This window comes from Bacteroidota bacterium, from assembly GCA_041658205.1.
Taxonomy (GTDB): domain Bacteria; phylum Bacteroidota; class Ignavibacteria; order UBA10030; family UBA8401; genus UBA8401.
Genome location: JBBAAO010000001.1, coordinates 602,269 through 615,192, shown reverse-complemented (window position 1 = coordinate 615,192; position 12,924 = coordinate 602,269). Strand labels below are relative to the sequence as shown.

The window sequence follows — 12,924 nt, the reverse complement described above, 5'->3', positions numbered from 1 at the left end:
TTTTGATGTTTTTGTTGTTAAAAGGTCTCCTGCGTGTTGAAAATTGCTGTTTTTGCTTCCGGGCACGGTTCTAATTTTGAAGCACTGAATCGTGCAATAGTTGAACAACAGTTTTCTGCAAAAATCGTCGTCGTTCTCAGTAACAATTCTTCATCCGGTGCATTGTCACTGGCTCAATCGTTCGGCATTCCTGCTTTTCATCTCAGTCAGCATCAGTTTGCTGATGCGAAATTATTTCGAGAGAAGGTTCTGGAAACACTTCGAGCATACGATGTAAATTTTATTGTGCTTGCCGGATATATGAAGAAACTTGATGCAGAGATCATTCGTGCTTTTCCAAATCGAATTATCAACATCCACCCGGCACTCCTTCCGAAATTTGGCGGTGCCGGAATGTATGGTATGAATGTTCATGTGGCAGTTATTGCAGCAAAGGAAAAAGAATCCGGCGCAACTATACACATAGTAAATGAGGAATACGACAAAGGATCTATCATTGCACAACAAAAAGTAACCGTTACAGAAACAGATACGCCGGAATCACTCGCTGCAAAAGTATTGACTATTGAACATCAGCTTCTTTCAGCGACAGTAAAAAAAATTTCAGAACAACCATTGAATTAAAGGACTATCGGAATTGCTTAAGATCAAGCGTGCGCTTATCAGTGTTTCAGACAAACGGGGGATCGTCGAATTTGCAACGGCATTGCACACATTAGGTATAGAAATTATTTCTACCGGCGGCACACACTCACTGCTCATTTCAAATAATATTCCTGCAAAACAAATTTCTGAAGTCACAGGCTTTCCTGAAATTCTTGACGGCAGAGTCAAGACGCTTCATCCTGCCGTCCATGCCGGTTTACTGGCCATCCTTGATAACCCATCACATCGACAACAGCTTGATGAACATAAGATTCAACCTATCGACCTTGTTGTCGTAAATCTGTATCCATTTGAAGAGACCATTGCGAAAGAGCATGTTACTCTGGAAGACGCAATTGAAAATATCGATATCGGCGGACCAACGATGCTCCGGTCTGCAGCAAAGAATTATCGTTTCACTGCTGTGATTGTCAACCATGCACGATATGCAACATTCCTGACGGAAGTACAAGAACGCAACGGCCATGTCAGCGAGGAGACTTGTTTTGAACTTGCTAAGGAAGTTTTCCAACACACAGCACACTACGACACAACAATTTCTACATTCCTTTCCGGAACAGCACAACAACAGACTCTCCCCTCAACCTTCACGGTATCATCAAAAAAATATGCCGATCTTCGTTACGGAGAAAATCCTCACCAATCGGCTGCTTTGTACGGAACATATGATGAGTGGTTGAAAAAATTGCATGGAAAAGAATTGTCGTTCAATAATATCATTGATGCAAATGCCGCTGTGAATCTTGTTTCAGAGTTTAATGAACCGACGGTGGTTATTGTAAAACATACGAACCCATGCGGCGCCGGCTCAGCATCAACATTGGAAGAAGCATATCGCAAAGCTTTTGCAACAGATACGAAAGCTCCTTTTGGAGGAATCATCGCTGTCAATCGTCCATTGGATATGAAAGCGGCCGAAGCGATGAATGAAATCTTCACGGAGATCATTCTAGCGCCGTCCTTCGAAAATGGAGTTCTCGATTTTTTGATGAAGAAAAAGGACCGCCGTATTGTTCAAATTCTAAAAAACAATTCCGCTGGACTGGACATACGTTCCGTCTCCGGAGGATTGCTTATTCAATCGAAAGACACAGCTCGAGTCACAAAAGATCAGTTAAAAATAGTTACGAAAAGACAGCCGACAGCCGATGAACTTGAAGCAATGATGTTTGTTTGGAAAGTGGCAAAACACGTTAAATCCAATGCAATTGTCTATGGTTCGAAAGATCGGACCCTTGGTGTGGGTGCAGGACAAATGTCCCGGGTTGATTCATCGAAAATTGCTGTGTGGAAATCTAAAGAAAGTAACTTATCTTTGCATGGCAGTGTTGTAGCCTCTGATGCCTTCTTCCCGTTTGCAGATGGTCTACTTGAAGCGGTCAGCGCAGGAGCCACAGCGGTTATTCAACCTGGCGGATCGATACGGGATGAAGAAGTTATACAAGCAGCAAATGATCATAATATTGCAATGGTCTTCACAGGAATTCGTCATTTCAAACATTAAGTAATAACATTATGGGTGTATTAGATTATTTTTCGGCAGATATCGCCATCGATTTGGGCACAGCAAACACGCTCATCTATATGAAGGGCAAAGGGATCGTACTGAACGAACCGTCGATCGTTGCATTCGACCGCAATACAAAAAAAATTGTTGCGATCGGAAATGAAGCGAGAGAAATGCTTGGAAGAACACATCGCGACATCCGAACTATTCGTCCGATGCGGGATGGTGTAATTGCTGATTTTGAAATTGCCGAAGGGATGCTTCGCGAGTTCATTAAGAAGATCCATTCCAGTTGGATGCCGAGTCGCAGGATTGTCGTCTGCGTGCCGAGCGGGGTGACAGAAGTTGAAAAGCGAGCCGTGCGTGATTCCGCTGAACACGCTGGCGCAAAAGAGGTCCATTTGATTGCTGAACCGATGGCTGCAGCGATCGGCATTGGACTGGATGTCGAAGCTCCAGTTGGAAATATGATCGTTGATATCGGAGGCGGAACAACTGAAATTGCGGTTATAGCTCTTTCCGGAATTGTGAACGAAGAATCAATCCGCATAGCAGGAGATGAATTGAACAATGCCATTATTCAATTTTTCAAAAAGAACCATAATATTTTGATTGGTGAGCGAACTGCCGAGGCAATCAAGTGTGAAGTCGGTTCTGTGATGCCGATGAAGGAAGAAGTGACAATCCAAGTAAAAGGACGCGATCTTGTGAATGGTATACCGAAAACGACAGAGGCGAGTTCTGTTGAAATTCGCGAAGCATTGAATGAAAATATTTCCTCCATCATCGACGGTGTGAAAATGACACTCGAGCGCACCCCACCCGAACTTGCTTCTGACATCCTTGACCGAGGAATAATGTTGACCGGCGGCGGCGCATTAATCAAAGGCCTTGATGAGCGGCTCCGATTGGAAACGAATCTTCCTGTTCACGTTGCGGAAGATCCTCTCACAGCTGTTGTTCGTGGAACGGGGCGGGTATTGGAAAATCTTGAAAAATATCAAAAAGTTCTCCTCACAAGCAGACGCTATTAATCTGCAATGATCCAGCGCATCTATCAATATCTTTTTCTGTTCAAAGAGTATGTGATACTTATTGGATTGGTCTCTCTTTCGCTCATCCTGCTTGTCTTAAATGACAATACTCAGATTCGACAGATCCGTTCGTTAACTGTTGGAACGCTCGGAGTCATTCAGCAAACATTCTCCTTCATCCCAAATCTTACTTCGCTGCAACGGGAAAATGAGTTACTCCGCAAAGTAAATGTCAACCTTGCCGACGAAGTCAATCAACTGCGCGAAGCACGATTGGAAAATATCCGCCTTCGTTCTATGATTGCACTACAGGAAACATCTATCGTAAAATTAACCGGCGCAAAAGTCGTAGCAAAAAATTTAAATCTTCTTCGCAATACAATAACGCTGAATGTTGGATCCGATGACAGCATTCAGATTGGAAACCCAATTGTTACTGGTGAAGGATTGATCGGCAGAGTTGTCGCTGTCAGCGGCGGATATGCTATCGGACAAATGATCGTCAATGTTGATTTTAGAGCGAGCGCAAAGATCCAACGAAGCAGAGTCGACGGCATTGTTGCATGGGATGGAAAGACGCTGTTACTGAAAAATGTTGCAAAAACACAAGATGTGCGTGAAGGAGATGCAATCATCACTTCCGAATATAGCAACGCATTTCCACCGGGAATCAAAGTAGGTATTGTCAGTTCAATCAGCGAAATTCCCAATAGTCTTTTCCAGAAGATTGAGGTTGTTCCTACCGTCAATCTAACGCAATCAGAGGAAGTGTTTGTGATGGATTATGTTCCTAGTTTGGAACGGGTAGCGTTGGAATTGCAGAAAAAATAATACTGACTATTTCACAGTAAACTTTACATTCACAGCAAAAACATTTTCTTTTGGGTTTATTAAAAATGACCCAAGTATAAGAGTAAAATTGTACCAAGTATGTGCAGCAACAGCAGGACCAATTTGATATCCTCTGTTTTGTACGTCTCTTCCAAGTAAATATCCACCAATTGTTGCTTCAAAAACCTGCAACAATGATTGCCCAAAGTCAGGTTTATTGGAAAATGCTAAATTAGTAAAGTGTCCTATTCCAAATGATATGCTAGAGTATAATAATCCCTTGGTTTGTCCATATTTATAATCAAGAATTGGCATTATTGTATTCCTAAATAAATATTCTTCGCTCACGCCTGCTCCCCAACTCAGTGATAATGAAGTTGTGCCATAAATAGTCAATGCTGGATTTCTTTTAATATAATGATCCAAGAAATATATTTGTTCTACTTTATTAATTTTTTGTTCAATTCTTCTCCCAGTGACCAACAATTCTATCAATGCAGCACCAACGAATCCAATTGTAATTGGTGTAAATATATTTTCAGATTTGAATGGTGCTAATAAAAGGTCACTTTCAGAGATTTGGTCATACTTAAAATCCGGTGCCTTAAGCTTAATTAATTCTAATCTATTCCTTAAAAAGTCGCACTTATCTACCTCGAATATTTTTAGCGCAACAACCGCCGGATAATTGTAATAGGGAGATGTACTATTATTTTTTAAGGTGCTGTTATATTTTAGACCTATTACTACCCCACTTATTTCTAATGCAGCAAAAGTTAACCCTTCTGATATTCTCCCATTGTACAAATATGATCCACCAGGAATAATTAATGTCCATGTAGGAAAAGCTTTCGAATATTTTGATATCAGCGTATCTGAAGTCTGTGAGCTTAATGAACAAATAGGTATCAACAAAAATAAAATAACTAATAATTTCTTCATGCAATATTGGACCACCATAGAAATATTATCACATTTTATTATACATCATTTTAATACATCTCTTACTTACCGCTTATCATACATATATTTTTTTTATGTTAAGGGCATTTATTAGATTTAGCTACTATATATTATACTAAGTTTGGTTTTCTCATTTACTCTGATTAAAACTGATAAATATTCTTTTTATTAGGCAGTTCTTTTTGTATATCAATAAACTCATTGTTACCACACTATATTATTTAAACTAATATTAACAAAAGGAACTACAACAATTTACAGACCCAATTTTATGTTGTAGTTCCCTATGTAACAGCACATCACGGTCCGCCAACTGTTACTGTGCATTTACCTGGATTTGCTTCACAATACAATACAACCGCTACAAGGAAAATGAAACTAATTATATCAACCCATGGTAAAGTCGGTTCAATGACTTCCAATTTCCGCGCTTTTATTTTCATTTATATTCACCTCCTTTCACATATGGCATGAATTACATTTCCTCTCGAGAAGGACATAGTTAAATAACATCACAAACAATATTGGTTTTCTGTTTATATTTTTTATTTAATAATTGTTTAATTGGTAAGATCAGATTTATAGCTACCAGAATAAATAGCAATAGTGTGTCGAATAATGGATCTGTTATTTTGCCTGATGATATGACTGGAACAATAATATTCATTACCAAATTATAAAGAGAGGGAATAATAAATAACACGAATATGATTGCCACAATTAACCAATTAATCAGTAGCGCTATAGAAAACATGACAACAATTACTTTTTGACGCTGAGAATATTGATGTGTAAATAATTCATGGTCAAATGGTAGTTTCCCTTTTCGAATATGAATTGCAATATTTTTGAGGAGCGAAATTGACTCAGAATAGAGATCATTGCTATTTGACCAGTTTGCAATTATATAATAGAAATCACTTCTAAGGATTATCAATAATTGAGAGGCTATTTTCATCAATTGCATAGACATCACTATTCTTAAAAGAACACCTAACATACTACTTGGAATGTTTTCTATTATTTCGAACAAATAGATAGTAACAACAATAACAGAAATGATTAACAGGTCAACTAACATTCCAGCAATATAGACTTGGGATCGTTTATTTCGAGGTATTGACCAAAGATTTGTTACTGTAGTTTGAGCAACTGTAAAAAACAATCTAGAGCTAAGTTGAACATTTGCATCTATTTCAAGAGATTTCGCTGCAATTAAATGGCCCATTTCATGGAACAATGTCATCAACCATCCTGTTAATGTCATAAAAATCAAAAGCAAAAATAATCTATCAAAAACGAAAAAATCGGAAAATGTTGGACGAATCTGTGGATTATATAAAACTAAATATCCACTTGCGATAATAAACATTACGTAAATAAATATTGCATACGTTGAGCATAATATTTTTGCCGTTTTAACAGAAAATGGTATTCTAAACGAAATATTCTCACTATGTTTTATTAGTACTTCAATTCCATTAATTCGTTTAATAAGACCAGCTTCGATAAATGTTTCAAGGAAGTCTTTAATTACAATATCCTCAGTCTCATTTGAGTATTTTAATTTGAGCCTATTTTTAACACCACGAACTGTTAAACCTTCGGAAAATAGTTTTAGTGATTCGTATCCTATAGAATCAATTACGACATAAGATGATTGTTGTTTGTTTCCAACTATAATTTCACCATCGTCATTTCGATGAATAAGATCCATAAATTCTATTGTGCTATTTTCAGTAATTACATACATTTTTGTAGATCATTAATAAAATTATAAATTGCACAAACAATATTTTCTAATCCAATTGTATCTGTTTTTATTTTAGTAGTCAATTTAATACCATTGATTTATTAGGTTTGATTTTTTTGGGATTGCTATTTCCAATAAAGGCATTTGATAATAGAAACATCTGAAAAACTCTTGAACAATGTCATTACGAGATATTTTTTTCGAAACAATCTTGTTTTTAGTTAAGTCGAATGAGATTGCCTCGTCTCTTCGCTCCTCGCAATAACCTTTCCAGACGTCCCTAATTTTTAATATGAGAGCTATATTATATTCACTGCATCTTGTATTAACCTTTAATATTTTTGTAGATCAAACTTGTTAATGATGGCAGAGTTGTCGCCGTCAGCGGCGGATATGCTATCGGACAAATGATCGTCAATGTTGATTTCAGAGCGAGCACAAAGATACAACGAAGCAGAGTCGACGGTATTATTGCATGGGATGGAAAGACGTTGTTACTGAAAAATGTCGCAAAAACTCAAGATGTGCGTGAAGGAGATGCAATCATCACTTCAGAATATAGCAACGCATTTCCACCGGGAATCAAAGTAGGTATTGTCAGTTCAATCAGTGAAATTCCCAATAGTCTTTTCTAGAAGATTGAGGTTGTTCCTACCGTCAATCTAACGCAATCAGAGGAAGTGTTTGTGATGGATTATGTTCCTAGTTTGGAACGGGTAGCGTTGGAATTGCAGAAAAAATAACTACGGACGTAGTTTCATCAAAACCGCCTTCATATCTTCCGGCAATTCACTTTCGAACCGAATCATTTTTTTTGTCTGCGGATGGACAAAACCGAGTTTCTTGGCATGAAGCGCCTGACGAGGCATCATGTCCAGGAGATTCTTCAATTCCGCTTTCTTCTTCCCTTCAACTTTTCCAGCGATGATCTCTCTCCCTCCATACGTTTCATCTCCAAATACCGGATGATGAATGTGTGAAAGGTGTACACGAATCTGGTGAGTTCGGCCGGTTCGAAGATGTAATTTTATCAACGCAAGAAATTCAAATTGCTCCATTACTTCATATTCAGTAACCGCATGTTTACCATCGTCAATAACGGCAACTTTTTTCCGATCTCTTTTACTCCTTCCAAGCGGGGCGTCAATAACACCGGATTGCTGCTTGAATGTGCCCCAGACGATAGCATTGTATTCTCGTTCCGATGTTTTTGCAGCAAACTGTTTTGCCAACTTCTGATGGGTCGTTTCGTCCTTCGCTACTACCAACAACCCACTGGTATCTTTATCCAACCGATGGACAATTCCTGGTCTGACGATATCAAACTCTTCGTCTTCTTCAGAATGGAGTTGGGAAAGTTTTTCAGAATGATGCATGAGTGCATTGACCAGCGTGCCGGAATAATTCTTATATGCCGGGTGCGTAACCATTCCTGCAGGTTTATTAACGATAAGCAAATAATCATCTTCGTAAATAATGTCAAGCGGGATGGATTCTGCTTTTACTTCAGGAGGATCAGGGCGGGAAAGATTGATCGCTATGAGATCATTGGGGAGAATGGAATAACTTGGTCTTACCGCTTTTCCATTGACCAACACCTCTCCATTTTTAATCGCCTCTTGAACCTTGTTTCGAGTGGCATTTTCCGTATGATTCGTCAGATAGACATCAAGCCGTTCCTTCATTTGGCCGGCAGGAATACGAATCTCGAAATGGTTTTTCATGAAAAGACGATTTACGATCTAGGAAAAAAAGATGCCCGCTTTCACGAAGTGATTCTTCGGATCGGCGAGCATCTACAAATACGGTTATGATAATTACTCTTACGTTGTTGGAGTTGACTCCGTGGAAGAATCAGATGACGAAATGGATGACGATTCGACTACCGGCAGCTGATCTTCTTGATCTACGAATGAACGATGAAAGATTAACATCATCAACACACCGATAGAAACAGATGCGTCGGCGATATTGAAGACCCAGAATCGATTAAGATAGAATCCCCACACATCAATATTGAAGAAATCAACATCGATAAAGTCTACCACTTTCCCGTGGAACAGCTCCGATTCACCGTACAGCACTCCGTAGAAAGTCCGATCAATCAAATTGCCGATCGCTCCACCAAGAATCAATGCAAGAGAAATACGGAATAATATCTTTTCCGTTCGCATCACATACAGATAGAGCAATATGCCGAAACTTGCCGCTATCGAGAACAATGTAAGAAACAGCTTCCCGTCCACCACTTCAATTCCGAAAGCCATTCCGGGATTTTCAATAAACGTTATGCGAATAAAATCTCCCATCACCGGAATCGAACTTCCCAACTGCATCCCTTTGAATGATATTCCAAGGGATGGAACGTCGATCCCTTTTATCATGAACTTAGAGATCTGATCTGCAATGACGATGAAAGCGGTTAAAAAAAGAACTCTCACTGTTACATCGATCCCTTCTTTAGATGCTTGCACTCGATGCACAATTGCGCATGGGGCACAGCTTCTAATCGTGCTTTGGGAATCAATTTTCCGCAATTGATGCAGAAACCGTATGTTCCTTTGTCAATCCGTTTTAACGCATCATCAAGATAATTTAGAAACTTTCCTTCGCGCGATGCAAATAAGAATGTCTTTTCACGCTCCATCGCGTCCGTTCCCTGCTCCATATGCGTTGAATAGGTTGAGTTCTCACTAGCATATTCACCGGTCGTCACATCCATCATACTTTCTTTCAAGATCGCCAGTTCCTCCAATATTTCTTTCCGCTTTTCGGTAATGATCTTTTTGAAGTATATGAGGTCTTTTGTATTAAAGCCTTTGACCGATTTTTTCTTCACCGGTTTTTCTGCTACATTCTTCAGCTTTGCCGCCGATGTTTTCGGATGCGCCGCTTTCTTTGCCGGTTTGGATTTCGCTTTTTTGACGATCTTTTTTGCCATTGTTATCCTTTTTGAAAATGACAATGAAATGATTTATACTTTTTTGATACTGATCTCACACTGTACACCGTTAATATCTTCTTTCACAGAAGTACCATTCACCGGTGCTTTTTTCAAATCAACCGAAAGTGTTTCACTATTAATATACGCCGATGACTTCAGCAATGCATCGGCTAATTCATCGTTGGTGTTGAATACGATGGATATTCTATCCGTTACTTCTAATCCCGAATCTTTGCGAAGATTCTGCACACGACTGACAAATTCACGGGCAAAACCTTCCATGCGAAGTTCCGGAGTGATTTCCATATCCAATGCAACGGTGACTTTGCCATCAGACTCTACAACCCATCCTTTAATTTCTTCGGCAACAATCTCTACATCTTCATGGATAATATTCAGCGTGTTTCCTTCAACAGAAATCTGAATAGTCCCATCCGCATTAATCTGGCTAATTTGATTCGCCGTAAAGGTACGAATTACTTCGGCAACTTTCGCTGTCGATTTTCCATATTTATTACCAAGTACCCTGAAATTCGGCTTAATTTTATATTTTATAATATCTTGATCAATTTTTGCATCGAGCTCTTTTACATTAATTTCATCCAGAATAACATCCTCAACCGATTTTAACAAGGCAAATTCTGATTGATCCTTCACCGGAACAAGGATCTTCAGCAATGGTTGACGGACCTTGAGGTTTGCTTTCATCCGCATGGCACGGACTAATCCAACGATTCGGATCGCACGATCCATTCTAGTTTCGAGTGAGGTATCAATAGCTGATTCATTCACATTCGGGAGCATGGCAAGATGAACGGATGAGTGTGATTCGTGATGCGTTGCCGAATTGAGATTGCGATACATCTCATCTGCCAGAAACGGAGCAATTGGCGCAGTTAACTTTACAATGGTATCCAAGCACTCATATAATGTTTGATATGCCGCGGTTTTATCTTTTCCTTTTTCACTCTTCCAAAAGCGGCGGCGATTCCGTCGGACATACCAGTTAGAGAGATTATCAAGAGTAAAATCTGCAATTGCACGTGATGCCCTGGTAAGATCGTATTCGTCCATATATTGCTTGTATTCTTTCACCAGCGAATTAAGCGATGAAATAATCCAACGATCGATCTCCGAACGTTCCGTAATGGGAATTGTTGGCTCGCTGAAATCAAACTTGTCTATGTTGGCATACAATGCAAAGAAGGAATAGGTATTGACGAGCGTACTGAAAAACTTTCGCTGCACTTCTCCAATTCCATCTTCATCAAACAACGTTGGACGCCAAACAGGAGACTGCGACACTAAATACCATCGTGTTGCATCGGCACCATATTTTGCAATGAGACCAAATGGATCAACAGTGTTCCCTTTTGATTTGGACATCTTCTGTCCACTCTTATCCAGAATCAATTCGTTGACCAATACATTTTTATACGCAGGTTTATCGAACAAGAATGAGCCGATAGAATGAAGCGTATAGAACCAGCCCCGTGTTTGATCGATACCTTCTGAAATGAAATCCGCAGGATACGATTTGTCGAAGATCTCTTTGTTTTCGAACGGGTAATGCCATTGTGCAAACGGCATTGCACCGGAATCGAACCACACATCGATCAATTCAGGTGTTCGTTTCAAATATTTTCCATTTGCCGTTTTGAACGCCAATCGATCGACTGTCGGTTTATGCGGATCGAGACTCTTAATATCGTCCGCATGAAATATTTTGCCGGTCGGTGTTCCGTTTTCATCTAACCATTCAGCACCAATCAACTCTTCAAAACTCCCGACACATTTCATTTCTTTTCCATCTTCCGAGACCCAGATCGGAAGCGGTGTTCCCCAATATCGATCCCGAGACAATGCCCAGTCTTTATTTTCTTCCAACCAATTGCCAAAACGACCTTCGCCAACTTCTTTGGGAATCCAATTGATCTGTTTGTTCAGATCAATCATCCGCTGTGCATATTTTGTGGTGCTGATATACCACGAGGTTCTTGCGTAATACAGAAGCGGCGATGAACAACGCCAACAATGCGGATAACTGTGTTGATACTGTTCTTTTTTATACAGGATGTTTCGCGATTTCAGATTCAGAATAATATCATTATCTGCATCCTTCACAAACTTTCCCTTAAAGTCAGTTACTGCATCTTCAAATTCGCCGGATTTATTAACAGGATGAATCGTGGGTAATCCATACTTGCGGCATGTTTGATAGTCATCTTCACCGTATGCGGGAGCCATATGAACAATACCGGAACCGGAATCCGTCGTAACAAAACTTCCTTCGACAACGTACCAGCCTTTTTCTTTTACTTGATGATAATTGAAAATCCGTTCGTATTCTTTTCCAAGAAGCTCTTTCCCTTTAAATTCAGCAACGATGGAGTATTTCTCTTTTAATACTTCCAAACGCGCTTTGGCAAGGATAAAAAATTCACCGGTTGGTTTCGTAGCTTCCCCATCCACAGAAAGAAGTTCAACCTTTACATAATCAATGTCCGGATGAATTGCGAGTGCAACGTTTGAAATTAATGTCCATGGAGTTGTCGTCCAGACCAGAAAATATGTGTTCGCTTCATCTTTCAACTTCATCTTTATATAAACGCTCGGATCTTTTACATCTTTGTAGCCCAGAGCAACTTCATGAGACGAAAGAGGTGTCTCACATCGAGGACAATACGGCTGAATTTTATAGCCGCGATAGATCATATCTTTGACGTAGTATTGTTTCAGCGCCCACCAGATGGATTCGATGTAATTATTATGGAACGTAACATATGGATCGTTGAGATCGACCCAATATCCCATTTCTCGAGTCAGCTTTTCCCAATCAACTTTATATTTCCAGACAGACTCACGGCACATCTGATTGAACTTCTCAACGCCATAGTCAAGAATTTCATCTTTGTGTTTAATGCCGATCTGTTTTTCCACTTCGATCTCTACCGGCAAACCATGCGTATCCCATCCCGCTTTACGGTGTACTTGGAAGCCACTCATAGTCTTATATCGGCAGAACGCATCTTTCAACGTACGCGCCATAACGTGATGAATTCCGGGACGCCCGTTGGCAGTGGGAGGACCTTCGTAAAAGGTATATTGCGGTTTTCCGCTGCGAGAGGTGATTGATTCTTCGAAGATCTTTTTTTCTTCCCAGAATTTCAGTATTTCTTTTTCAACGTCAGCGTAATTAATTTTATCGGTAAGTTCTTTGAACATT

At 39.6% G+C, this 12,924-nt stretch carries 12 protein-coding genes; 5 read left to right on the top strand and 7 right to left on the bottom strand.

All coding sequences use genetic code 11. The features are described from left to right. Positions 1-33 precede the first annotated feature (33 nt). From purN to mreC, 4 genes are read left to right on the top strand one after another with little or no spacing between them, the layout of a single operon-like run. Complete coding sequence (gene purN / locus WDA22_02435; GenBank protein MFA5832311.1) at positions 34-624, top strand: phosphoribosylglycinamide formyltransferase; 591 nt, start codon at positions 34-36, stop codon at positions 622-624. Next, on the top strand, positions 620-2,170 hold the full coding sequence (gene purH, locus WDA22_02430; GenBank protein ID MFA5832310.1) for a bifunctional phosphoribosylaminoimidazolecarboxamide formyltransferase/IMP cyclohydrolase: 1,551 nt from the start codon (positions 620-622) through the stop codon (positions 2,168-2,170). Before purN ends, purH begins: the two co-directional genes overlap by 5 nt. An 11-nt stretch (positions 2,171-2,181) precedes the next feature. Next, positions 2,182-3,207 carry a rod shape-determining protein gene (locus WDA22_02425; protein MFA5832309.1) on the top strand — a complete coding sequence of 342 codons (1,026 nt, stop codon included), beginning with the start codon at positions 2,182-2,184 and terminating at the stop codon, positions 3,205-3,207. A gap of 6 nt (positions 3,208-3,213) precedes the next feature. Beyond that, entirely contained in the window at positions 3,214-4,038 is an 825-nt protein-coding gene (mreC, locus tag WDA22_02420; GenBank protein MFA5832308.1) for a rod shape-determining protein MreC, read from the top strand. 6 nt (positions 4,039-4,044) lie between these two features. On the opposite strand, the gene WDA22_02415 is transcribed toward mreC, so the two are convergent. From WDA22_02415 to WDA22_02405, 3 genes are all read right to left on the bottom strand, one after another. Then, positions 4,045-4,980 (bottom strand): CPBP family intramembrane glutamic endopeptidase, encoded by a 936-nt coding sequence (locus WDA22_02415; GenBank protein ID MFA5832307.1) that lies wholly within the window; start codon positions 4,978-4,980, stop codon positions 4,045-4,047. Positions 4,981-5,300: 320 nt separating this feature from the next. Next, on the bottom strand, positions 5,301-5,444 hold the full coding sequence (locus tag WDA22_02410) for a hypothetical protein (protein MFA5832306.1): 144 nt from the start codon (positions 5,442-5,444) through the stop codon (positions 5,301-5,303). A gap of 59 nt (positions 5,445-5,503) precedes the next feature. Then, positions 5,504-6,754, bottom strand: coding sequence for a hypothetical protein (locus tag WDA22_02405; protein MFA5832305.1), 1,251 nt, complete (start codon positions 6,752-6,754; stop codon positions 5,504-5,506). Between the two features lie 347 nt (positions 6,755-7,101). Between WDA22_02405 and WDA22_02400 the strand changes: the two genes are divergently transcribed. Beyond that, positions 7,102-7,389: a rod shape-determining protein MreC gene (locus tag WDA22_02400; protein ID MFA5832304.1), complete on the top strand. Its 288-nt coding sequence runs from the start codon at positions 7,102-7,104 to the stop codon at positions 7,387-7,389. Between the two features lie 108 nt (positions 7,390-7,497). Here the strand turns inward: WDA22_02400 and WDA22_02395 are convergent, their stop codons facing one another. The 4 genes from WDA22_02395 to ileS form a co-directional block, all read right to left on the bottom strand. Continuing rightward, on the bottom strand, positions 7,498-8,478 hold the full coding sequence (locus tag WDA22_02395; GenBank protein ID MFA5832303.1) for an RluA family pseudouridine synthase: 981 nt from the start codon (positions 8,476-8,478) through the stop codon (positions 7,498-7,500). Positions 8,479-8,577: 99 nt separating this feature from the next. After that, positions 8,578-9,228: a signal peptidase II gene (locus tag WDA22_02390; GenBank protein ID MFA5832302.1), complete on the bottom strand. Its 651-nt coding sequence runs from the start codon at positions 9,226-9,228 to the stop codon at positions 8,578-8,580. After that, a complete protein-coding gene (locus WDA22_02385) occupies positions 9,198-9,695 on the bottom strand; it encodes a TraR/DksA C4-type zinc finger protein (protein ID MFA5832301.1) in 498 nt (165 codons plus the stop codon). Before WDA22_02385 ends, WDA22_02390 begins: the two co-directional genes overlap by 31 nt. A 33-nt stretch (positions 9,696-9,728) precedes the next feature. Further along, positions 9,729-12,923: an isoleucine--tRNA ligase gene (gene ileS, locus WDA22_02380; GenBank protein MFA5832300.1), complete on the bottom strand. Its 3,195-nt coding sequence runs from the start codon at positions 12,921-12,923 to the stop codon at positions 9,729-9,731. Between the last annotated feature and the right edge of the window lies 1 nt (position 12,924).